23 protein-coding genes and 2 pseudogenes are annotated in these 22,695 nt (G+C 55.2%); 16 read left to right on the top strand and 9 right to left on the bottom strand.

Annotated elements, in window-relative coordinates; translation table 11 throughout:
- Positions 1-3 precede the first annotated feature (3 nt).
- The gene (argE, locus tag FDY98_RS01360) at positions 4-1,170 is read right to left on the bottom strand and encodes an acetylornithine deacetylase (protein ID WP_027958167.1); all 1,167 of its coding nucleotides are present in this window, start codon (positions 1,168-1,170) and stop codon (positions 4-6) included.
- A gap of 216 nt (positions 1,171-1,386) precedes the next feature.
- On the opposite strand from argE, the gene ugpB reads away from it, so the two are divergent.
- From ugpB to FDY98_RS01335, 5 genes and pseudogenes are all read left to right on the top strand, one after another.
- On the top strand, positions 1,387-2,712 hold the full coding sequence (gene ugpB / locus FDY98_RS01355; protein WP_027958166.1) for a sn-glycerol-3-phosphate ABC transporter substrate-binding protein UgpB: 1,326 nt from the start codon (positions 1,387-1,389) through the stop codon (positions 2,710-2,712).
- Positions 2,713-2,819: 107 nt separating this feature from the next.
- Positions 2,820-3,692, top strand: a complete 873-nt coding sequence (gene ugpA / locus FDY98_RS01350) for a sn-glycerol-3-phosphate ABC transporter permease UgpA (RefSeq protein WP_155705662.1) — start codon at positions 2,820-2,822, stop codon at positions 3,690-3,692.
- A gap of 18 nt (positions 3,693-3,710) precedes the next feature.
- Positions 3,711-4,553: a sn-glycerol-3-phosphate ABC transporter permease UgpE gene (gene ugpE, locus FDY98_RS01345; protein WP_022520784.1), complete on the top strand. Its 843-nt coding sequence runs from the start codon at positions 3,711-3,713 to the stop codon at positions 4,551-4,553.
- A 1-nt stretch (position 4,554) separates the two neighbouring features.
- Positions 4,555-5,608 (top strand): annotated as a pseudogene (locus tag FDY98_RS01340) (sn-glycerol-3-phosphate import ATP-binding protein UgpC).
- 97 nt (positions 5,609-5,705) lie between these two features.
- Positions 5,706-6,934 (top strand): annotated as a pseudogene (locus FDY98_RS01335) (RNA polymerase sigma factor).
- Between the two features lie 7 nt (positions 6,935-6,941).
- On the opposite strand, the gene FDY98_RS01330 reads toward FDY98_RS01335, so the two are convergent.
- Positions 6,942-7,994: an aldo/keto reductase gene (locus FDY98_RS01330; protein ID WP_027958162.1), complete on the bottom strand. Its 1,053-nt coding sequence runs from the start codon at positions 7,992-7,994 to the stop codon at positions 6,942-6,944.
- Between the two features lie 98 nt (positions 7,995-8,092).
- Here FDY98_RS01330 and FDY98_RS01325 point away from each other — a divergent pair, with 98 nt between their 5' ends.
- From FDY98_RS01325 to FDY98_RS01310, 5 genes are all read left to right on the top strand, one after another.
- Positions 8,093-9,004, top strand: coding sequence for a LysR family transcriptional regulator (locus FDY98_RS01325; protein ID WP_027958161.1), 912 nt, complete (start codon positions 8,093-8,095; stop codon positions 9,002-9,004).
- A 142-nt stretch (positions 9,005-9,146) separates the two neighbouring features.
- On the top strand, positions 9,147-9,647 hold the full coding sequence (locus FDY98_RS26485) for a YciI family protein (protein ID WP_340146629.1): 501 nt from the start codon (positions 9,147-9,149) through the stop codon (positions 9,645-9,647).
- The gene (locus tag FDY98_RS26480; protein WP_340146628.1) at positions 9,632-9,991 is read left to right on the top strand and encodes a VOC family protein; all 360 of its coding nucleotides are present in this window, start codon (positions 9,632-9,634) and stop codon (positions 9,989-9,991) included. The genes FDY98_RS26485 and FDY98_RS26480 overlap by 16 nt, the downstream gene beginning before the upstream one ends.
- A complete protein-coding gene (locus FDY98_RS01315) occupies positions 9,988-10,350 on the top strand; it encodes a YciI family protein (RefSeq protein WP_027958160.1) in 363 nt (120 codons plus the stop codon). Before FDY98_RS26480 ends, FDY98_RS01315 begins: the two co-directional genes overlap by 4 nt.
- Before the next feature lie 21 nt (positions 10,351-10,371).
- Positions 10,372-10,740 carry a DUF1428 domain-containing protein gene (locus FDY98_RS01310; RefSeq protein WP_027958159.1) on the top strand — a complete coding sequence of 123 codons (369 nt, stop codon included), beginning with the start codon at positions 10,372-10,374 and terminating at the stop codon, positions 10,738-10,740.
- Positions 10,741-10,761: 21 nt separating this feature from the next.
- On the opposite strand, the gene FDY98_RS01305 is transcribed toward FDY98_RS01310, so the two are convergent.
- Positions 10,762-12,435, bottom strand: a complete 1,674-nt coding sequence (locus FDY98_RS01305) for a bifunctional metallophosphatase/5'-nucleotidase (RefSeq protein ID WP_027958158.1) — start codon at positions 12,433-12,435, stop codon at positions 10,762-10,764.
- 321 nt (positions 12,436-12,756) lie between these two features.
- A complete protein-coding gene (locus tag FDY98_RS01300; protein ID WP_022520796.1) occupies positions 12,757-13,761 on the bottom strand; it encodes a porin in 1,005 nt (334 codons plus the stop codon).
- A 323-nt stretch (positions 13,762-14,084) separates the two neighbouring features.
- On the opposite strand from FDY98_RS01300, the gene FDY98_RS01295 reads away from it, so the two are divergent.
- The 5 genes from FDY98_RS01295 to FDY98_RS01275 all read left to right on the top strand — a co-directional run bounded on the left by FDY98_RS01295 (position 14,085) and on the right by FDY98_RS01275 (position 17,641).
- Complete coding sequence (locus tag FDY98_RS01295) at positions 14,085-15,248, top strand: glycosyltransferase family 4 protein (RefSeq protein ID WP_022520797.1); 1,164 nt, start codon at positions 14,085-14,087, stop codon at positions 15,246-15,248.
- Complete coding sequence (locus FDY98_RS01290; RefSeq protein ID WP_022520798.1) at positions 15,211-15,750, top strand: phosphatase PAP2 family protein; 540 nt, start codon at positions 15,211-15,213, stop codon at positions 15,748-15,750. The genes FDY98_RS01295 and FDY98_RS01290 overlap by 38 nt, the downstream gene beginning before the upstream one ends.
- Before the next feature lie 964 nt (positions 15,751-16,714).
- On the top strand, positions 16,715-16,846 hold the full coding sequence (locus FDY98_RS01285) for an entericidin A/B family lipoprotein (protein ID WP_027958157.1): 132 nt from the start codon (positions 16,715-16,717) through the stop codon (positions 16,844-16,846).
- Positions 16,847-16,851: 5 nt separating this feature from the next.
- Positions 16,852-17,379: a YqiA/YcfP family alpha/beta fold hydrolase gene (locus FDY98_RS01280; protein ID WP_027958156.1), complete on the top strand. Its 528-nt coding sequence runs from the start codon at positions 16,852-16,854 to the stop codon at positions 17,377-17,379.
- Between the two features lie 88 nt (positions 17,380-17,467).
- A complete protein-coding gene (locus FDY98_RS01275) occupies positions 17,468-17,641 on the top strand; it encodes a DUF6435 family protein (RefSeq protein WP_007111925.1) in 174 nt (57 codons plus the stop codon).
- A gap of 326 nt (positions 17,642-17,967) precedes the next feature.
- On the opposite strand, the gene ntrC is transcribed toward FDY98_RS01275, so the two are convergent.
- The 4 genes from ntrC to FDY98_RS26475 form a co-directional block, all read right to left on the bottom strand.
- Positions 17,968-19,395, bottom strand: a complete 1,428-nt coding sequence (gene ntrC / locus FDY98_RS01270; RefSeq protein WP_022520802.1) for a nitrogen regulation protein NR(I) — start codon at positions 19,393-19,395, stop codon at positions 17,968-17,970.
- Complete coding sequence (gene glnL / locus FDY98_RS01265; RefSeq protein ID WP_027958155.1) at positions 19,392-20,450, bottom strand: nitrogen regulation protein NR(II); 1,059 nt, start codon at positions 20,448-20,450, stop codon at positions 19,392-19,394. The genes ntrC and glnL overlap by 4 nt, the downstream gene beginning before the upstream one ends.
- A 248-nt stretch (positions 20,451-20,698) precedes the next feature.
- A complete protein-coding gene (locus tag FDY98_RS01260) occupies positions 20,699-20,983 on the bottom strand; it encodes a hypothetical protein (protein ID WP_052475667.1) in 285 nt (94 codons plus the stop codon).
- Positions 20,920-21,072, bottom strand: coding sequence for a DUF4124 domain-containing protein (locus tag FDY98_RS26475; RefSeq protein ID WP_331280475.1), 153 nt, complete (start codon positions 21,070-21,072; stop codon positions 20,920-20,922). Before FDY98_RS26475 ends, FDY98_RS01260 begins: the two co-directional genes overlap by 64 nt.
- Between FDY98_RS26475 and FDY98_RS26470 the strand changes: the two genes are divergently transcribed.
- Positions 21,022-21,147 carry a hypothetical protein gene (locus tag FDY98_RS26470; RefSeq protein ID WP_255200397.1) on the top strand — a complete coding sequence of 42 codons (126 nt, stop codon included), beginning with the start codon at positions 21,022-21,024 and terminating at the stop codon, positions 21,145-21,147. The two genes, FDY98_RS26475 and FDY98_RS26470, sit on opposite strands and share 51 nt — an antisense overlap.
- A gap of 99 nt (positions 21,148-21,246) precedes the next feature.
- Here FDY98_RS26470 and glnA read toward each other — a convergent pair whose 3' ends face one another.
- Positions 21,247-22,653, bottom strand: coding sequence for a glutamate--ammonia ligase (glnA, locus tag FDY98_RS01255; protein WP_022520804.1), 1,407 nt, complete (start codon positions 22,651-22,653; stop codon positions 21,247-21,249).
- Positions 22,654-22,695 lie beyond the last annotated feature (42 nt).

The following is a 22,695-nucleotide window of genomic DNA, read 5'->3' as shown; positions in this document are numbered from 1 at the left end:
TGGTTAGTGCCATGGCTTATACAGTGCACTACCCATCTTCGTTAGAAAATCCTCGCACGCTTCAAGCTGCTCAATATCGACATATTCATCGGGCTGATGCGCCTGGGCGATGCTGCCTGGGCCAAGAATTATTGTCTGCAAGCCCTGGCCCTGGAACTGCCCCGCTTCCGTGGCGTAAGCCACCGCGTGGTCGCAGCACCCTGCTGGCAAATGGTCTTTGGCTAAGCGAAGTACCTGGTCGTTTTCGCGGTCGGCCAAACCTGGCACTGTCACGTTTAGCGGCTCAGTGGTGATTTCAACGTGCTTGCCTTTGGCCTGCAGCTCAGCGCTTAACTGAGCGCAATAGGCCTCAAAGCGCGCGTATATTTCGTCGAAGGTGTCCGTGGGCAGATGGCGAATCTCCCATTCGAACTGGCACTCCCTGGCCATGATATTGATCGCCGTACCGCCTTTTATTTTGCCAACGTGCAGGCTGGTGTGCGGCACGTTAAAGGCTTCATCAACGCGGCCCTCTTCTACCAGCGCCGCCATGATGTCCTCTATAAAGGTGACTAGCCTTGCCGCCACATGAATCGCCGAGGTGCCCTGATTAACCTGACTGCTGTGGGCTTCGCGGCCAATCACCGTGGTGCGTAAATTGGTTGCGCCTTTCTGCGCCACCACCGGCTGCATGCTGGTGGGCTCGCCGACAATCACATGGGCGGTGGTGGAGTAGTGCTCGTAGAAGCGCTTAATCAGGCTCGGCGCACCCACGCAGCCGATCTCTTCGTCATAGGAGAAACCCAGATAAATCGGCTGCTGCAGAGGCGCTTTCGTCCAAGTGGGCACCATCGACAATACGCAGGCGATAAAGCCTTTCATATCGCAGGTGCCGCGCCCGTATAAGCGGCCATCGCCACCATCGCGCAGGGTGAACGGATCGCTCGACCAGGGCTGCCCTGCCACCGGCACCACATCGGTATGCCCAGAAAGCATCACACCGCCCGGCGCCTCTGGGCCAATTCTTGCGATCAAATTGGCCTTGGTGCCACAGGGACTCATCACCCGCTCGGCGCTGACGCCGTACTCGGCCAAATAGCCTTCCACATACTCAATCAGCGCCAGATTGGATTCACTGGAAGTGGTATCGAATGACACCAGCTTCGTCAGTAAAGTGGTCACGTCAGTCATACTGCTCTCGTTAGTTGGACTCTTCCTATCACACTATCATCGCCCTCTTCCTTTTCCTACTCAGTAGGCCTGCTGGCAGCGCAATGTTGACTGTCACGGCAGGTTCATCGTGCATTCACTAAAACGTCATCTACACTTCTTAATGTTCAGTGCATCTAAAAATCTCAACAAACGCATTGCACGCCTGACTAAGTTCAGGCCTATAAGGAGCTTGTTATGTCTCGTTTCACACTGCACGCGCTTGCCGTAGGGGTGGCGACGGCCAGCCTAAGCCTGTCTGCTCAGGCGGCAACAGAGATTAGCTGGTGGCACGCCATGGGCGGCCAACTGGGCGAAATTCTCGAAGAGATGACCCAAGACTTCAACGAGTCTCAGGACGACTACCACGTTACCCCCAGCTATCGCGGCACCTATACCGAAACGATGACGGGCGCGATCGCCGCCTTCCGTGCCAATGAGCAGCCGCATATCCTGCAGGTGTTTGAAGTCGGCACTGGCACCATGATGAACGCCAAAGGCGCCATCTACCCAGTGTACGAGCTGATGGAAGAGCATGGCCGCGCTTTCGATAAAGAAGCCTTCCTGCCAGCCGTCGTGGGTTATTACACCGACACCAACGGCAATATGCTCTCTTTCCCGTTTAACTCCTCTACGCCAATCATGTACTACAACAGGGATATGTTTGAAGAAGCGGGTCTGGACCCCGAGCAGCCCCCACAAACATGGGACGAAGTGGCCGATTTTTCACGCCAAATCGTCGAGTCTGGTGCGGCCAGCTGTGGCTTTACCACCTCCTGGCCTAGCTGGGTCATGCTGGAAAACTTCTCCGCTTGGCATAACGTGCCGCTAGGTACACTGGAAAACGGCTTTGGCGGTATGGAAACCGAGTTTACCTTCAACAATGAGCTGGTCGCTCGCCACTGGGACAACCTCCACGACTGGCAGGAAGAAGGTGTCTTTAAATGGGGTGGCCCCGGCTCCGGCCCCGACTCTGAGCCGATGTTCTACTCCCAGGACTGCGCGATTTTCTTCGGCTCTTCTGCTTCACGTGCGGATGTCGCCGCCAATTCAGAATTTGAAGTTGGCTTTGGCATGCAGCCCTACTACGACGACGTAGAAGGCGCACCGCAAAACTCGATTATCGGTGGCGCCACTCTGTGGGCACTGCAGGGCCATAGCGATGACGAATACGAAGCCGTTGCGGCGTTCTTTGAGTACCTCTCCCAGCCCAAAGTACAGGCACAGTGGCACCAGCAAACTGGCTACCTGCCCATCACTCAGGCCGCTTGGGATCTGAGCCAAGAACAGGGCTACTACGAAGAGAATCCAGGCGCGGATATTTCGCTGAAACAGATGACTCTCAACGAGCCGACCGAGAACTCCAAAGGCCTACGCTTTGGTAACTTCGTGCAGATTCGCGACATCATCTCCGAAGAGATGGAAGCGGTGATGACCGGTGACAAATCGGGTCAGGAAGCAGCGGATGAAGCAGTAGCACGCGGCAATGATCTGCTCCGTGATTTTGAAGCTGCCAACCAGTAAATAAGTACTCACTTCGCCGCCTACCTTATGGGTAGGCGGCGATTTCGTTTGTTGATGCTTATTTTTGCTAACAATTTGCAGAGCTGCCCAGCAAATGCAACAAACGCATGACCTACCCTGGTCGCTTTTTGCCCTACGCGCTGCTGGCGCCCCAGGTGATTGTGACACTGATTTTCTTTATCTGGCCTGCGGGCCAGGCGCTGTATCAGTCGCTACTGCGCGAAGACGCCTTTGGGCTGCGCTCAACGTTTGTGGGTCTTAAGAACTTTGCCCGTCTATTTCGTGACGGCAGTTATGTCAATTCGCTATCGGTGACGGTGGTATTCGCCTTGGGCACTACCCTGCTATCGATGACAGTGGCGCTTTTATTGGCCAGTACCGTCAACCGGATGATTCGCTCACGCAGCACCTACACCACGCTACTGGTGTGGCCCTACGCCATCGCCCCCGCGCTTGCGGGCGTGTTGTGGTGGTTTATCTTCAACCCCTCTATCGGCATTGTGCCCTATATGCTGGAAATGGTGGGTTACCAGTGGAACCACCGTAACTCGGGCAGTGACGCCATGCTGCTGGTGATTTTTGCCGCCGCCTGGAAGCAGATATCCTATAACTTTTTGTTTTTCCTGGCGGGCTTACAGTCAATCCCGCAATCGCTGCTGATTGAAGCCGCCTCCATTGACGGCGCCAGCCCGACTAAGCGCTTCTGGACGATTATTTTCCCGCTGCTCACGCCGACCACTTTCTTCTTGCTGGTGGTTAATGTGGTGTATGCCATGTTCGACACCTTCGCGATCATCCACGCCACCACCGCAGGCGGCCCAGCTCAGGCGACCAATATTTTAGTGTACAAGGTCTACGCCGATGGTTTTGTGGGCCTCAACCTCGGTTCCTCGGCAGCTCAGTCGGTGATTCTGATGGTGATCGTGGTGGCATTAACGATGATCCAGTTCCGCTTTATTGAGCGCCGAGTCAACTACTAAGCCTTTGGGAGAACGTTAATGGTTGAAAACCGCCCTTGGGCTAACCTGATAGCCCATATTGTTTTGATCTCTGGTGTCGCGCTGGTGGTTTTTCCGGTGTATGTCGCGATCATCGCCTCTACCCATTCCCTATCGGGTTTGCTGCAGGGTACGCTGCCACTGCTGCCCGGTGGCCACGGGATCGAAAACTACACGCGCATGTGGCAGTCGGGCGTCTCCAATGCCGGCGCACCGCCGGCCGCCCTGATGCTGTGGAACAGTTTTATAATGGCCATGGCGATCACAGTGGGTAAGCTGTCTATTTCGCTGCTTTCCGCCTTTGCCATCGTCTACTTCCGTTTCCGCTTCCGGATGTTCTTCTTCTGGGTGATCTTCGTCACGTTGATGCTGCCGGTGGAAGTGCGCATTATTCCGACTTTTCAGGTCGTTGCGGATCTTAAAATGCTCAATAGCTTTGCCGGGCTATCGATCCCGCTGATTGCCTCGGCTACCGCAACCTTCTTGTTCCGCCAGTTCTTTATGACCATTCCCGAAGAGATGCTCGAAGCCGCCCGAGTCGATGGCGCCGGGCCACTGAAGTTTTTTAAAGACATCTTAATGCCGCTGTCGGTGACCAATATCGCCGCGCTGTTTGTGATCATGTTTATCTACGGCTGGAACCAGTACCTCTGGCCGTTAATTATCACTACCGACCCTGATTATTACACCATCGTAATGGGCATTCAGCGCATGACTTCTGAAGAGAACCCACAGTGGCAATTAGTGATGGCCGCGGTGGTCATGGCAGCGCTGCCGCCTGTATTAGTGATTCTGTTTATGCAACGCCTATTTGTGAAAGGCCTGACCGAGACGGAGAAATAAGATGGCCAGCATTACCTTGGAAGGGCTAAAGAAAACCTATAGCGGCGATGTTCAGGCCGTCAAAGGCATCGACTTACAGATTGAAGATGGCGAGTTTGTGGTGCTGGTGGGGCCTTCCGGCTGCGGCAAATCTACCCTACTCCGCATGGTGGCGGGGCTTGAAACCATTACCGAAGGCACGCTCAAAATCGGTGACCGGGTGGTCAATAAGCTAGAGCCCGCCGAGCGCGATATCGCCATGGTGTTCCAGAACTATGCGCTTTACCCGCATATGACGGTGTACAACAACCTAGCTTACGGCCTCAAGAACCGCGGGTTTAACAAGAAGACATTGAAAAGCGCGTGCGAATTGCCGCCAAAATGCTCGAGATCGAAGAGTTTCTGGAGCGCAAACCGCGCAAGCTCTCTGGTGGTCAGCGCCAGCGCGTCGCCATGGGCCGCGCGTTGGTGCGCGACCCGGCAGCCTTTCTATTCGACGAGCCGCTCTCCAACCTGGATGCCAAGCTGCGCGTGCAGATGCGCGTAGAGATCAAACAGCTGCAGCGGCGCCTGAAAACCACCAGCCTCTATGTGACCCACGACCAACTGGAAGCCATGACCCTGGGTGACCGTTTAGTGGTGCTTAACGCCGGGCAGATTGAGCAAGTCGGCACGCCCATGGAGATCTACGCCCGCCCCGCCAGCATGTTCGTTGCCGGGTTTATCGGTTCCCCCGCCATGAACATGCTGCCGGTGGATTACCTGAAGGCGCAAGGCGCCAATGGCCTGCTGGATAACCTGCCCGACGGCACCGATGTCGTCGGCATTCGACCGGATGATATGCATCTAACGCCGCCCGCCGCCCTCACCTAATTGTCGACTCAACGCTGGCGCTGTTTGAAGCCGCGGGGGCCGAAAGCCACCTATATGTGACCCTCGCCGATAGCGACCAGCCTACAGTCATCCGCGTTTCGGGGCAGCCGCCCGTTGCCGAAGGCGAAACCCTGCGATTTTTTGTGATCCGCGACGCTCTGCATCCTTTCAACAGCGTCACGGGAAAACGCACAGGGGATTGAATGCCTACCCCCCCCCCCCCCGAAAAACAAGACAAAAAAACAAGTCAACGGAGAAACCATGCGCTACGTTTGAGATAAAGCTTACGGATCTCCCTTGATGAGTACTGAACCTTCATATGTCGATGACCTGTATCGTGAGCACTCCCGGCGCGTGCAGGCAACGCTGATACGCCTGCTGGGGATTTTGAACTAGCCGAAGAAGCCATGCAGGATGCCTTTTTGGCGGCTGTTCAACAATGGCCGGTTAACGGCAAACCTGACAACCCCACGGCATGGCTAATTCGCACCGGCTACCACTGCGGAATAGACCAAATTCGCCAACGCAGTACTGCTCGCCGTCGGGCTCACTTGCTATTACCCACAGATGAAGCGCTGGATCTTGAGCCCACCACCATCGAAGATGACGCCTTGCGGCTGCTATTCACCTGCTGCCACCCAAGTTTGAGCATGGAAGCACGGATTGCCCTGACGCTTCGCGAGATGTGCGGTTTGACCACTGAGCAAGTAGCCAGCGCGCTACTGATGAAGCCTACGACGCTGGCACAGCGTATCGTACGAGCCAAACGCAAAATTCGCGATGCGCATATCCCTTATGCCGTGCCTACCCAGGAAGAGCTGCCCGAGCGTTTACCCGATGTGCTCCAAGTCATCTATCTGGTCTTCAACGAAGGCTACTCGCGCAGCACGGGCGCCAGCGTGGTCGATATCAGCCTAACAAAAGAAGCCATGCGACTGGGCAATGAGCTGGCACGGCTACTGCCCCAGGGGGAGGTATTTGGGCTGATGGCCTTAATGCTGCTTAATGATGCCCGCCGGGATGCGCGTCAGGATAGCGACGGGGAACTGGTCACCCTGGATGCTCAGGACAGACGCCTATGGCGCCAAGAGGATATCCAGACCGGCATTGCATGGCTGGAACAGGCGCTGGCGCTCACCCCCACCGGGTACTACACCCTTCAGGCGTCGATTGCCGCCGTACATGCCCAGGCTAGCCGCGCCGAGCTGACTGATTGGGGGCGCATCGTCAGGCTCTACGACGCCCTCTGCCGACGTTTTCCATCACCCATCCTGGCGCTGAACCGTGCGGTCGCTATTGCCATGAATGGTGCACCCGATACCGGCCTGAAGTTACTCGACGACATCGCTCAACACCCGCAAATCAACCGCTATTATCTATTTCATGCCGCCAAAGCGGATTTACTGCGTCGCCAAGGCCAGCATGAGGCCGCGCGCAGCGCCTATCAACAGGCGCTGCTATTGGTCACCCTGGATCCAGAAAAACGCTTTTTGCTAAAGCGGTTAAACGAACTAGAGCCAGCTCCATAAACATTCATTAGCCCCGCATAGAGATCGACATGTCGCCATAGATATTTGCCTGAACCGCCGGGCGCCGCAGGTACTCATGGGGAAATCCTAAAGGCACCGCGCTGACCTCGTCGAGCCGTGCCAATTGGTCACCTGTCAGTTCCAGTTCGAGTGCAGCCAGATTGGCTTCAAGCTGACTTATCGATCGCGCTCCAATGAGCGGTGCAGCCATACCAGGACGGGTGAGCAGCCATGCTAAAGCCACAGTGGCAGGTGATGTATTTTGTTCCGTAGCGACCTGTTTCACTTCGTCAATAATGCGAAAGCTGCGTTCGGGGACGGGCCCCGCCTCGGTCACGATGGCGGCACGGCTGCCGCTGACCACGTTTTCGGGTACGAGTGCAGCACGATTGTACTTCCCCGTCAGGAGTCCACTCGCCAGCGGTGACCAGGGCATGATACCCATCCCCATTTCACGCGCCATCGGAACCAAGTCACCTTCCACGCTGCGCTCAATCAGATTGTATTCCAGCTGCATTGCAACCATTGGCGACCAGCCCCGGAGATCGGCGATAGCCTGCATCCGTGAAGCCTGCCAGGAAGGGATATCCGACAGCCCCAGATAAACGACCTTTCCTGCTGCCACCAAATCATCCATGGCGCGCAGAATCTCCTCCACGGGAGTGGTGAAATCCCAGGCGTGCAGATACAGCAGGTCGATATAGTCGCTGCCCAGGCGCGTCAGGCTGTCTTCTACCGAACGAACCATGCTACGTCGGCTGTTGCCTCCAGAGTTGGGATCATCACCGCGCATCGGCAAGGTGTATTTTGTGGCAATGACCAGGCGATCCCGTTTCCCCTGGGCGAAACGGCCGACAAAGGACTCGGAAGTGCCACCCGTATAGTAATTCGCCGTATCAATGAAGTTGCCGCCGTGATCGACGTAGCGATCAAAGAGCGCGCGGGAGGTCGACTCGTCGGCGCCGAAGTTCCATTCCGTACCGAAAGTCATGGTGCCTAGCGCCATAGGCGATATTTTCAGGCCCGAACGGCCCAGCAAGCGGTAATGGTCGAGCTGCATGGGGTTCTCCCTTAGCTGTTGGTTTCCACAATGGTAGGCTTGTTCTTAAACTGACAGAATACACCGATATATCATGGACTATGAAGCTGAAATGAACAATGAAAGGTAGCGATGTGGCGGAATTGAGCGCCTTCGTGGCAATCGTCGAACGTGGTAATTTCGCACGAGCAGCGGGATGGCTTGGTGTTTCGCCCTCGGCACTCAGTCAGACGATCCAGCGGTTAGAGGCACGCTTAGGACAGCGCCTTTTGAACCGAACCACCCGAACCACGCGGCCAACGGAGGCGGGCCAACAGTTGTATGAGCGAGTTCGGCCCGCTCTGAAGGAGATTTCAGCGGCTCAAGCGCAGTTGCTGGAGCAACAGGACGAGCTTGGCGGACGGTTGCGGATCAATGCGTCGCGCGCTGGGGCTGCTTATGCGCTGGCACCACATCTGGCTAGCTTTGCCGAGACTTACCCTGGAATTGAAGTCGAGATCGTCGTCTCTGATCGTTTGGAAAATGTGGTGGCTAGTGAGTGTGATGCCGGGCTGCGGCTCGGTGAGAGCCTGGAACAGGATATGGTGGGAGTGCCAATGAGCGAGCCGCTACGTTGGATTGCGGTGGCATCGCCGCTCTATCTGGCTCGGGCAGGGACACCGGAGCATCCCGCTGCTTTGAAGGAACACACCTGTATCAATATGCGCTGGCCCAGCGGAGGACATCTGTTCCATTGGGAATTCGAGTGCGAAGGTCAGTCCGTTCGGGTGGCTGTGACCGGCCCGCTGTGTACCAACGATGTGGCAACGCGACTGCGTGCGGTCAAGGATGGACTTGGTATTGGTTATTTCCTTGAGCCGGAGGTGAGGGGCTTGCTATCGGCCGGCGATGCCGTTGAGGTGCTGGCGTCTTGGTGTCCAAGGGAGCCAGGGTTCTACCTCTACTACCCAGGCAACCGACTAGTCACTCCGCAACTTCGGGCGTTTCTCGATCATGTCATGGCGCGCCGTCGGAAAGTCGTTGCTACGTAATAAGATCATTTAACCTGCATCCGATAGCAGAAGGAAATCAACCAGATATTCCGATTACCAAAAATAATCTAGGCTGTGTCGATCCGTGAGCACGTCAAACGACTACAGAGAGTCACTACCCTGAACAACCAGGAGGCTCTCAATGAAATTCATGCTGATACGCCGTGCCGATGCCAACACCGAGAATGGCGCTATGCCATCCCAGGAAATGTTTGCCGCCATGGCTGCTTATAACCAGCGCATGACCGAGGCAGGCGTGTTTTTGAGCGGCGATGGCCTACATCCGACCAGCGACGGGTGTCTGATCCGTTTCAAAAACGGTGAGCCCACCATCATCCCCGGGCCTTTGTCTCCAGCCAGTGAGCGTATTGCTGGCTATAGTGTGCTCGAAGCCCCTTCCCTGCAGGCGGCCATTGAGTGGGCCCAGCAGTGGCCCACCCAGGATGCCGATGGCAACGTGACCCTTGAATTACGGCGCTACTTCTCGCTGGAGGATTTTGAGCCCGGTGCCGGAATTGAGCAGCACCGTAACCTTGCTCGTGTACCGGATGCCATGAACGTGCATGTCGCCTTTCCCGGCACCTGCCGGGAGCCATGCAGTTCTATGCCGATGTCACCGGAGGGCATTTGGAGTGCCTGTTAACCTATGCTGACACACCCGCCGCTGAACACACGCCGCCCGCCCTTCATGACCGCATCATCCATGCCTCACTGAACCTGCGTGGACGCCGCTTGATGGGTGCCGATATGGCGGCTGACTGCTATACACCACCGCAAGGGATAGAGGTTCAATTGGAGTATCAGGATATCGAGCAGGCCGCACGAACCTTTGCTCAACTAGCGGAAGGTGGAAAGATGATCATGCCGTTCGAAGCGACCTTCTGGTCACCAGGGTTCGGCATGACGGTAGATCGTTTTGGCGTCGGCTGGATGGTAAACGTTCCGTCAGACAACTGCCCCTTGGCCACAGAAGGAGACTCCCCATGAAGTACGTTGCGCTGGTCTATTACCAGGAACAGATTATCAACGCCATGAGCGAACAGGAGTGGCACGACCTCAACCAGGAGTGTATTGCTGGGGTTGAGCGCCTGAGCGCCAGCGGCCACTACCTGGCCGGACAGCCGTTACAACCGACGGAGACCGCCACCACCGTGCGCGTGCGCGATGGCGAGACGTTAATCTCCGATGGTCCCTTTGCGGAAACCAAGGAGCAGTTGGCCGGTTTCTACCTGCTCGAAGCCCACGACTTGAATGAAGCACTGCAGCTGGCTAGCCGTATTCCACCAGCCCGGCTGGGCAGCATTGAGATACGCCCCGTTCGAGAACTCCCCCCTAAAGCAGAATAAAACAGCAATAGGAGAACAGCCATGAGCAAGCTTACACACCCTTATGTAGATGGTTTCGTCGCTGCCGTGCCCAGCGCTAATAAAGATGAGTTTATTGAGCATGCCCGTGCCGCGGCCGTTGTTTTCAAGGAACACGGCGCACTGCGGGTCGTGGAGTGCTGGGGAGACGATGTCCCCGAAGGGGAAGTGACCTCCTTCACCATGGCGGTTAAGCGAAAAGATGACGAAAGCATCATCTTTTCCTGGATAGAGTGGCCATCCCGCGCCGTGCGCGATGAGGCCATGCCCAAAGTGATGCAAGACCCGCGCTTGCAGATGGACGTTAACCCGATGCCCTTTGATGGCAAGCGGCTAATCTTTGGCGGCTTTGAAAGCATCATTGATGAGTAAGCGCTATTCGTGGCCCGGAACTCACGGCGACGCTTCCTGGGCCACCTCCTCTTGCGTCACACCTTCTTGAGCCACATCAGCAATCCGCCCTTCAACCTGGTAGAACACCTCTTTACGCTCCACCATGTAGTCGCGCAGCATTTCCCAGTCCGTATTGCCGACGATGGTGTTGCGCCCATCTTCATAGGCAGCGCCAAGTACCGTATGACCGTCGCCGCCAGCAGCGGTAAAGTTATTGGTGGCGATGGTGTAAGTACGCTCGGGGTCAATCGCCTGCATTGCGCCTTCCTGGGCAACGCTTAGGCTAACCACCCGCTCGCCCGACGGCTCGCCGCTGTCGTATATCAACTCAACGCCTGCCGACACCTGCAGAAAACCGCCGTCTTCGCCGGGTGCATTAGCCAGGGCGATCTCGAAGGTTTCCAGCAGCTCGGCGCCGGTGACATCAAGCAGCGTCAGGCGATTGCCAAATGGCTGCACGGCGATCAAATCACCCACAGACACATCCCCACTCTCAATCGCTTCACGGATGCCGCCGCTATTCTGAATCGCCATAACCGTGTCGGGTGCCACCTGCTGCGCAGCATGCAACTGGGCATCGGCGATTAAATTGCCCAGCGCTGTTTCATTGGCACGCACGCTCCGTTCATCGCCACGCCCATGGCGCGGGTTGGGTAGCGTGGAGATTACCTTGGCGCCGACCTGGGTATCCCGCAGTGTCTCAATCTCTGCGGTGTAGGATTCAAGCCGCTTGGCGGCATCAGCGTCCGCTTCGCGATCGTCGGCAGCGAGCAGTTCACCGCTGGCATCCACCACCACGCCGTTTTCGTCGAAGGTGACCTGCATAACGCCCAGGTGCTGGCCATACTCGCCTGCCTGGCCAATCACCGTCGGTGATAGGAGCTTCTCACCAGCGCGGCTCTCGCTCAGCAGCCTGAGGGGCGACACTTGGGTATGGCTGTGACCACCAATAATAATGTCGATGCCTTCGACATGCTCTGCCAGCAGCAGGTCATTACCTACGCTGGGGTCACTGTCGTAGCCCAAGTGGGTAAGGGCAATAATCTTGTTAACGCCCTGCTCTTCAAAGCTTGCCACCATGGCTTCAGCCGCTTGGCGATAATCGCTGATGGTGACGTGGCCAGGGCTGGAAATCGTCTCACTGTCCTGAGTGCTTAACCCAAAGATGCCGATTGGCTCGCCGTTATGCTCAACGATCATGCCGTCATAAAGCGCCCCCGCCTGCGGCTCAGCGCTGACTGAATCACCCAACATGTCAGCAAACTCCGGGCCTGCGGAGAAGTCCAGATTCGCCCCTAAAATAGGAAACTCGGCGCCTGCGAAAAACGCCGCTAGCGCTTGGTGCCCCTGTTCCGGGTCACCCAAATCGAACTCATGGTTGCCGGGCACAAAGGCGTCGTAGCCCATTAAATTCATAAATTCGAGGGCATCCTGGCCTTGAAACTCTGTGAAGTAGAGCGTGCCTGTAAAGATATCACCGGCATCCAGCAGCAACCCTTCGCCAAAGCGCTCCTGCGCCTCATTCAGCGTGGTAATTAGATAGGGGTACTGATCGGTACGCCCATGTAGATCGTTGGTGTGAAATAGCGTCAGGGTGTAGTTATCAGCAAAGGCAGGAGGAACGGTGGCAAATAACGCTGTCCCTAGCGCCAAGCCATAGCGGTGAAAACGCATTTAAATGACTCCTTTCATAACAGTGTTCAGACACTTTAGCAGCAAAGATAGCCTACCAGCGACATTTCGTCTCCATGGTAAAAGTATTGCCTTACCCCCCTCTCCCTAAATTTATATTGAGAGGAATAACTCACCGAGAAAAAGAGCGCCTCTTTTAAGGCAGGCAAGTAAAGCATAAAATATAAAAACGCTAAAAACCGGTGTGGAATTATCCACACCGGTAAAGATCGAAACATGCGAGCTAACTAAAAGCTAAAGAACTAATGCAAAAAACTAATGCAAAAAACTAATGCAACACTACCGCTAACATCACTCTATTAATTAGAAGTGATAGCGAGCGCCTAATGCGTAGTACATATCTTCTTCGAAGTCATTAACAGCATCCAGGTTACGATCGTTCAGCTCAAGGAACATATCGAAATTGCTAGACAGCTTGTACATTGACCCTAGCGCCCAAGCGTTACGCTCATCGCTAGCGCCGTCTACGTCGATGTTGTAGTAATCGGCGAAGAACTTCCAGGAATCGATGGCGTACGTAGCACCAACGCCGATTTTATCGAAACCACCACCGTTAACATCGTCATCACCGCGGGTTTCATAACCTACACGAGCAGCGAAAGCATCTGTAACAGCAAACTCGCCCGTAGCGCCATAACGCACTTCACCGTTACCGCCACCACGTACCGTATCTTCCACATAGCCAAGCGCTAAACGAGCTGGGCCTGTTTCGTAGACAACACCACCCTGAGTGGCGATAACGGATCCTTCGGAAGTCTGCTCGGCTTCAGTCAAACCACGCTCAGAGAAGTGCTTGGCAGAAATAACCGCCTGAAAACCACTCATTTTAGGCGTTTTATAGCCAATAGAGTCGCCGCGTGCCTGGGTACCACCACCCGCAAACTCGTAGCCGCGCTCAACGTAAACATCGAACGGCGTCATCACGTAGTTATCGTAGAAACTGTTGTAGTTCCCGGCCATAAAGGTACCGAACTGCTGGCTTTCCAGGCCTAGGTAGCTGTTACGTACCTCATCGAAACCAGAGGATGTATTACGCTCATCACCCGTAAAACGCCACTCTACACGGGCGAATGCACGCAGGTCAGAGGAAATCTGGTGGCCAGCGGTAATCCGTAAACGCGAGCCGAAATTACGGAACTCTTCGCCGTTATCAACACCGTTGTCAACACCACCGCCTTCAAGACCCATAGCGATGCGACCATAGATTTCGAGATCGGTACCGTCTTGGTCATAAACGGTTGCTGCTTGTGCTGCAGAGGCTGCCAATAAACCGCTAACGGCTAGGGCCAGTGTCGTTTTTTTAAACATGATCGTTCCCATTGAAGTAGTTAATGCTTGCGCTTGCGAAGGCACAATGAAGGACGAATAACGCCTCAACACAGGGAACCTTAAAGGAGTTATGTTTCATTAATCTTAAAGTTTTATTTTTTGGGAACTTATTTTTTTATGCGATATTAAATAAAACTGCCATCCAAATTTAACATTGAACTGATACTAGAACAGATGGCTGTAGCACTTTGTCTACTAGCCTATTTATTTAAGCGTGTCATCACTTATTCACCTGTTTGTCTCGGCAGTGTCATTCACCCCACCCACACTGTACGAAAACGTGATAAAGGGATGAATCGCTCATGCGGCTCTGCATCGTTAGTGAGACATGGTCACCGGACATCAATGGCGTTGCCCATACGCTGAGCCGGTTAAGCTATGAACTTAACCGGCAAGGAGTGCCGGTGGATGTGATCCGCCCTCGGCCACGATCTGCGGGTAATGCAACCGGTATTAACCGCGAGCTACAGGTGCAGCGCCTTGCCCTACCTGGCTACACCGATGTGCAGGTAGGGCTGGTTAGGCCCGTTACACTGCGCCGCTTTTGGCGCCAACATCGCCCCGATATCATCTATGTAGCGACCCAAGGCCCTCTCGGCTGGGCGGCACGCCAAGCGGCACGGCAACTCAATATCCCCCTGGTAGCGGGCTGGCACACCAACTTTGACCACTACTGTGAAGATTATGGCGTCAATTGGTTGGCCTCGACCACACGCCGCTACCTGCGCTACTTCCATAACGGCTGTGACCTAACGTTAGTGCCCACTCATCAGCAGGCTAAAGCACTGCAGCGTCAAGGGATTCGGGGGGTTCATGTGCTGTCACGCGGGCTGGATGGCGAGCGCTTTTCACCTGCCCACCGTGACCCTTCATTACGCGAACGCTGGGGAGTTAGCGAGCATCAGCCGGTGGCCCTTTACGTTGGCCGACTAGCCGCAGAAAAAAATCTCACCTTGCTCCATGAAAGCCTTCAAGCCATGCGTGAGGTGCGGCCCGATATCGCCCAAGTGATCGTCGGCGATGGCCCCGCACGGGCACAATTGGAAAAGGCGCTGCCCGATGCCCATTTCACCGGCTTCGTGGGGCAGGGATCGCTTGCTCGCCACTATGCCAGCGCCGACCTGTTTATTTTCCCCTCGCTTTCAGAAACCTGGGGCAATGTGGTGGCGGAAGCCATGGCCAGCGGCTTAGCCGTGGTGGCCTATGATCATGCAGCCAGCGCTGAGCTCATTAGCAGCGGCCACAACGGTGTCACCGTACCCGCTGGCAATAGCACCGCTTTTCAACAGGCAGCAGTTGAGTTGTGCCAACACCCAGCTGACTACGCTCGTTTAGGCCGAGTAGCGCGTTTACGCGCCCTTGAGCAGAGTTGGACAGGTATTGCCGAGCAGTTTTTGCGTTACTTACACCAAGCCCAGGAGGCTCATCATGCGCCCGCGTCCGCTTGTCGTATTCGATCGTCTTGACCTGCTGGAGTGGCAGTTCTGCCAGCGCATTGCGCGGCTATCGATCTACCGCCCCTGGCGAATCACGCTTCAGGCCGCCAGCCGCTTAGGCGATTGGCCTATTTGGGTGCTGCTGATTCTCGCCCAGCCCTGGCTTCAACCCAATGGCGCCTGGCGCGTACTGCAGTACAGCGTTATCGCTCTATTTGCCGTGGCGGTTTATCGACTGGTGAAAACTCGCTTATGCCGTGAGCGACCCTTCATTACCTATAGTGAAGGCATCGAGTGCTGTGAACCTGCCCGCGACCGTTACAGTTTTCCCAGCGGCCACACCATGCACGCGGTGATGTTTAGCGTCTTGGTCGCCGCCCACACGCCCTGGCTACTACCGGTGGTATTGCCATTAACGCTTCTAATAGCGGTCTCACGGGTAGGCTTAGGGCTGCACTATGTCAGCGATGTACTGGCAGGGGCAGCGATGGGCTACGCTTTTGCCTTGGCCAGCCTGTATTGGATGGGATAAAGCGCGTCCTGCCCCCCCCAATGGACAACCCTTTGATGGACAGCCGCGTGATAGACACCAGCGCAAAAACGCCCGCATAAGCGGGCGTTTTACTTTCAAGGCAGATAGTTAAACGTCGGGCGGCATGTCATCGCGTTCATCAATACTGGCCGTAAACGATGTCTTAAACATCATATACACGCCCACGCCTGAAAACCCTAAGAACAAAACAAACATGCATAACATCAATGCCATCGCCATAATCTTGTCCCTGATCGTGCGCGGTCGTTACGTTGACGTTTTCTAACCGCTGCATTTTGGTTTCATCGAAGGATAGACCAAAATCACACTTTTTTCTGTACAAAAGCTGTGCAAAAACCAGAGCCTTATAGAAAGTACTTATCTATCAAATGATTATTTAAATCACACATGCGAAAAAACCACCTCACTTGCATGAGATGGTTGATTCGCATCGGTCCGCTCCCTGGTTTGATGAACAGCGCCTCCTTACGCTGCAACCAGTGAGTGGGCTAATTGTCCCTTAAACATCCTGTTCGTTTTTCGGCTTCCTGCCTTCCATTTTGCTGTTAGCCCACTCACTCAGTTACTGGTGAAAAATGTTAACTCGACTAGCGTTAAGTGACTGAATTTAAAAATGACTTACTTTATTCATTTGCGAGTATTTACTTGGTTTCTTGCTGGATTCTACTTAGTAACTGCAGGCAATGAGCCAAACCATGCCAATAACGAATATAAACATTAAAAAACAACTACTTAAAACAATAAAAAATGAATGACAAAGCACTCTCCACCTCTATTTTTCATGTATAGAAGTGGCACATGCGACATAAACATACGGTTTCGAGGCACACTGCTATGCTTCCTTGTGTTTAAACGTATTGAAAACCGTAGCGTATCGTCACGACAGAGGGTATTTTTGCTTTCTACTCCTTTCACTAGCGGTATGCCTTCGAAGGAGGCTTTTATGAAACGCACTATCGCCCTCGGCTTCGTGATGGTGGTGACCCTGATGCTGGTCAGTGGCTGTAATACCATTCGCGGTGCGGGTGAAGACCTTCAACAGGGTGGCGAAGCTATCCAGCGTGCAGCGAGCTAACCGTTATGATGACCGTTTATCTATCCCATGGCCTTGAGAGCGGGCCAGGCGCACTGAAAACCCAGGCAATGAAAGGTGTTGCGCAAAAGCTGGATGACTGTGAGCCGGTGGTCATGGATTATCGAGGCATAGCAGAGCCACAGCAACGCCTTGAATACCTGCTGAGAGTATTAGCCGAGCGCGGAGATGATCCTGCCCAGTGTGTACTGGCAGGCTCCAGCTTGGGGGGTTGGCTAAGCGCGGCAGTTAGCGCTCAGCAGCCGGTGTTGGGCTGCTTTCTGCTGGCGCCTGCATTGGGACTTGCCGACTACCCGGAAACGTCACCGGTTATTCAGGCGCAGCACAGCCATATTATTCATGGCTGGCGGGATGATGTGGTTGCCCCTGAACCGGTGATCGAACGTGCTCGTCTTCAGCGCCTATCGCTGCGGATGGTTGACGACGATCACCGCCTGCACGCGAGCCTGGAGACTATTTTATGTGATTTTGAGCGCTTCTTATGCCAGTGCGCCACGCCTAATCACTACGATTAGCAAGGCTAGTTAAAGCAAACATTCGACACGAGCACTTCAATCCTATACAAATAGTGTACAAGAGACATTGATAGCGAGGAGATTGCTCATGTTAGGTATGTTTAAGCGTGACCCCAAAAAGAAGCTTCAACAAGAGTATGAGCGCAAACTACAAGCCGCCATGGAGGCTTCACGCAATGGCGATATGCGTGCCAATGCCACACTTACTGAAGAAGCAGAAGCGTTACTTGCCGAAATCAGGCGCATTGAAGCGACACAATAACTGCCATAGACAACGCTGTTGCTGCCCAGCGTCACTTCGGCAGCCTACTCAAGCCCAGGGTAGTGGTGGCAGGATGAACAGCCACTCACCAGTAGCGACTGCACTTTGCCCAACCCCACCACCCTAGCCGATGCGGTATATATACTCGCTGGCGACTAGGAGCCTGTCTGGCTTGACCGATCATCGCGAGAAGCACGAATTTTGAGCCAAATTTATCGATCGATTGAGGCGAATAGCATGCTATTTAACGAAATCGATCGAATAAAGTTGGCCAAAATGCCGGGACTCGCAGTAGATCAGTGTTAAGCCAGACAGGCTCCTAACGTTTACTCGTCAGCGAGTGCCGGTAGCAGTGTTTTCAGTTTACGCGTGAGCGTATTGCGCCCCCAGCCCAGCAGCTCGGCGGCTTCACCTTTGCGCCCGCCGGTATGTTTTAGCGCTGTCTCAATCAGAATCCGCTCAAAATCGGGCACCGCTTCTTCCAGTAGATGGGTATGGCCTTCGGCCAGGGCATGATCCGCCCAGTCACGAAACGCCGTGCGCCAATCGCCGTGGGCGCTGCTTTCAGAAGCGCTGGGTGAACGCAGCTCCGGCGGTAGATCTTCAACCAGAATCTCACGCCCTGATGCCATCACGGTGAGCCAACGGCAGATATTTTCTAACTGTCGCACGTTGCCGGGCCACGGCAAACGCGTTAGGTGGGCTTCCGCTTCGCTGGTCAGCACCTTGATATCGGTCGTCAGCTCTTTCGCCGCTTCAGCTAAAAAGTGCCGCGTTAAACGAGGGATATCTTCGCGGCGCTCGGCAAGCTTGGGCAGGTGAATACGGATCACGTTCAGGCGGTGGAACAAATCCTCCCGGAAGCGGCCGTCATCCACCAACACTTCTAGGTTTTGGTGGGTGGCAGCAATAATGCGCACATCCACTTTGACCGGCGTATGCCCGCCAACGCGATAGAACTCTCCATCGGCCAGCACGCGCAGTAGCCGCGTTTGGGTTTCAGCGGGCATATCGCCTATTTCGTCTAAAAATAGCGTACCGCCGTTGGCTTGCTCAAACCGCCCCTGGCGCTGCTGGGTCGCCCCGGTAAAAGCCCCCTTCTCGTGACCAAACAGCTCAGACTCAATCAAATCACGGGGAATCGCCGCCATATTGAGGGCAATAAACGGCTTGCCCGCACGAGGGCTATGCTGATGGAGTGCCTGGGCAACGCGCTCTTTGCCGGTTCCCGACTCCCCATTAATCAACACCGTGATGTGGGAGTGAGAGAGGCGACCAATGGCGCGGAACACCTCCTGCATGGCGGGCGCTTCACCGATAATTTCGGCGTTCAAGCCTTCCGGCACGGTCACCGGACGTTGGCGTTCACGGGCGTGAGCCACGGCGCGACGTACCAGCGCCAGGGCCTCGTCAACATCGAACGGCTTGGGCAGGTATTCAAATGCCCCGCCCTGATACGAGGCCACGGCGCTGTCCAGGTCGGAGTGCGCGGTCATCACGATCACCGGCAGGTCAGGATGCGCTTCGCGTACCCGGGACATTAGATCCAGCCCATCGATACCCGGCATACGAATATCGGTGACCAGCACGTCGGGTGGATTTTCCAACAAACGTGTCAGGGCAACGTCGGCGCGCTCGATACACTCAACGTCAAGGTCGGGTTGCGCCAAGGCGCGCTCCAACACCCAGCGGATAGCGCGGTCATCATCGACAATGACCACCCGCGCAACATCATTACGTGCAGCCTCAGTCATGACGCTTCTCCGGTGAAATTAATAACCATGGGAATCAGTAAACGAAATTCGGTGTGTCCAGGACGTGAATCGCATTCAATCAATCCTTGATGTTGGTGCAAAATCGACTGGGCAATAGAGAGCCCAAGGCCGCTGCCTTCCGCGCGTCCCGACACCATGGGATAAAACAGCGTCTCCTGCAGCGTATCGGGAATGCCGGGGCCGTTATCGATCACGGCGACTTCACTGACCAGCCGGTGACGTTCGGCGCCAAGCGTAAACTGGCGACGGGCGCGGGTGCGTAGTATTAAAGTGGGCTCCGGCGTTTGTGCATCGCTCATGGCCTGTACCGCATTGCGCGCCACATTGAGCACCGCCTGAATCATTTGCGATTCATCGCCGGAAAGGTCGGGCAAACTGGGGTCGTAATCACGGCTGATTGTCACACTAGGGTGTTCGGCAATCAGCAGCGCCCGCACTCGCTCCAGCACCTTATGGATGTTGACTGGCTCGTGTTTAAGCATCCGGTTAGGGCCGAGCATGGAGTCGACCAGGTCGCGCAGCCGATCCACCTCTTCAACAATGATATGGGTATATTCGCGCAGCGCCGGGTCGTCTAGATCACGCTCTAGTAGCTGTGCTGCCCCGCGAATGCCACCCAGCGGGTTTTTGACTTCATGGGCGAGCCCGCGGGCGAGCACCTTGATGGTCTCCTGGCGTGTGGTTAGCGCCTCTTCCCGGGAGATCTGCATCAGCCGATCCCGCGGCTCTACTTCCAGTAGCAGCTCATCGTCGGATAAGGGCGTCACCGTGTAGTCCACCGTGAGCGGTTCGCTATTCAACGGGGTAATGCGTGCTTCACGCTGGGTATAGGGGTGAAACGCATCCCGCGCCTTGGCCAATACTTCGTCAATGCTTACATCCCCGCCAAGTAGCGTATCCAGGCTGATGCCGTGAACACGGCTAAGGCTGACCGCTAACAACGCTTCAGCGGCAGGGTTCATCCATCGCACACGCAGTTCGCCGTCTAGCAGCAATACCGCTGTGGTGAGATGCTCAAGCAAACGCTGATGCATGGTGGTGTCCTGAAAAATCGCGTCTTCCATCGCCGATACAGACCTACAGGTGGATGATCAATGAGGGAGCTGCAAAAAGCGCGCCAACTATACGTTTATGTCCATTTGCACGGCTTGCGGGCATCGCAGCGAAAGAGCGCGAATCGTTTTAGCGCACTTGCCGTGCCAAATGCTCCTGCTCATGCACCACTTTAGTGCACACAGGTTTTGGTAGGTAATACTTAGGGCTGTTTTTTTGATCGCGTTTATTAAAGCGCTCTTAAGGAACCGTAATCGTCACCGCTGCCGTGCGGTGCTGTAAACGCTGGCTGCTCTCCAGCATTCTGCCTGGATCTCGTGCCCCCTTGCGGCAGGCCCGTTAACCAGAAGACATCGCTGTGCAGCGCTTTCTGGCTAATCTCGCCATTCACCAACAGCCGTACCTGATTGTCGTCGCGCAACGGTGGCGCAATAACCACCTCCACCACGGTCATCCCCTCTTCCACCTGTGCGCCTTGTTGGGGCAGAGCGATGGAAAAGTGGTCGCAGGGCATAAAGGGCTGCTTGGGTTATCGGTAAAGGTAACGTTGCCGTGCTGATCGGTCACCCGATACACCGCCTGCCCGAACGCCGTGCCACCCACTCCCCCACGCCCAAGAGAGCTACCAGCACACTGCTCATCGCCCCTCTGGCACGCTTCTCAGCCTCCCAGCAATAAAAAAACCCCGCCGTAGCGGGGTTCTATTGGCAATCATTGTTACCACCGCCTGGCTGATAGTAACAGCCAAGGGCGAGTAACGCTGATTTGCAGCTGTACTTAACAGCTATAGTACATATCAAACTCGATGGGGTGAGTGGTCATACGAATACGCTCCACTTCTTCCATCTTGAGGTCAATGTAGGCATCGATCATTTCGTCGGTGAACACGCCACCTTCGGTCAAGAACGCACGGTCAGCGTCGAGGGCTTCCAGTGCTTGATCCAGGCTGTGCGCCACAGTCGGTACTGACTTGCCTTCTTCTGGCGGCAGGTCGTACAGGTTTTTGTCCATGGCATCGCCAGGGTGGATCTTGTTTTTGATACCGTCGATACCCGCCATCAACATGGCAGAGAACGCCAGGTAAGGGTTGGCAGTCGGATCAGGGAAGCGCGCTTCCACACGCTTGCCTTTCGGGCTGGCGGTGTAAGGAATACGGATTGAAGCCGAACGGTTGCGGGCACTGTAGGCCAGCATGACCGGCGCTTCAAAGCCAGGCACCAGACGCTTGTACGAGTTGGTAGAAGCGTTAGTAAAGGCGTTCAGGGCACGGGCGTGCTTGATGATGCCGCCGATGTAGAAAAGCGCCATTTCAGACAGACCAGCGTACTCGTCACCGGCGAACTGGTTGTTGCCATCTTTCCAGAACGACTGGTGAACGTGCATACCCGAACCGTTATCACCGACCAGCGGCTTCGGCATAAAGGTGGCCGTTTTGCCATACGCGTGGGCCACGTTGTGGATCACGTACTTCATTTCCTGAACTTCGTCAGCTTTCTTCACCAGCGTGTTGAACTTAACGCCGATTTCGTTCTGACCTGCGTTGGAAACCTCGTGGTGGTGTACCTCGACGGTCTGACCAATCGCTTCCAGGGTATTACACATTGCGCCACGAATATCGTGGAAGCTATCGACCGGAGGAACCGGGAAGTAGCCGCCTTTAACGCGCGGGCGGTGGCCAAGGTTGCCGCCTTCAACGACACTGTCGGTTGCCCAGGCGCCTTCGTCGGAAGTGATTTTGTACATGGAGCCCTGGATATCAGACTTCCAATGCACTTCGTCAAAGATAAAGAATTCAGGCTCAGGGCCGAAGAACGCGGTGTCGCCCAGGCCAGTAGACTGCAGGTAAGCTTCTGCACGCTTAGCGATAGAGCGCGGGTCACGATCATAGCCTTGCATAGTGGCCGGCTCGATGATGTCACAGCGCAGCACCAGCGTCGCATCTTCGGTGAAGGGGTCAAGGTAGCCCGTACCATCTTCCGGGCGCAGAATCATGTCGGATTCGTTAATGCCCTTCCAACCTTCAATAGAAGAGCCATCGAACATTTGGCCATTCTCGAAGAATTCTTCGTCTACATCGCGCGCAGGCACGGTCACGTGCTGTTCTTTACCGCGAGTGTCGGTGAAACGCAGATCTACCCATTTAACATCGTGTTCTTCAATTAGCGCGAGAGTCTTGGCTGACATAGTGTCCTCCGGTATGAGCGTGGCTTAAAGCTAACGACAGTA

Origin of the sequence: Halomonas sp. PA16-9 (genome assembly GCF_009728585.1) — a bacterium.
Classification (GTDB): domain Bacteria; phylum Pseudomonadota; class Gammaproteobacteria; order Pseudomonadales; family Halomonadaceae; genus Vreelandella; species Vreelandella titanicae.
This window is presented reverse-complemented; position numbering and strand designations above follow the sequence as displayed.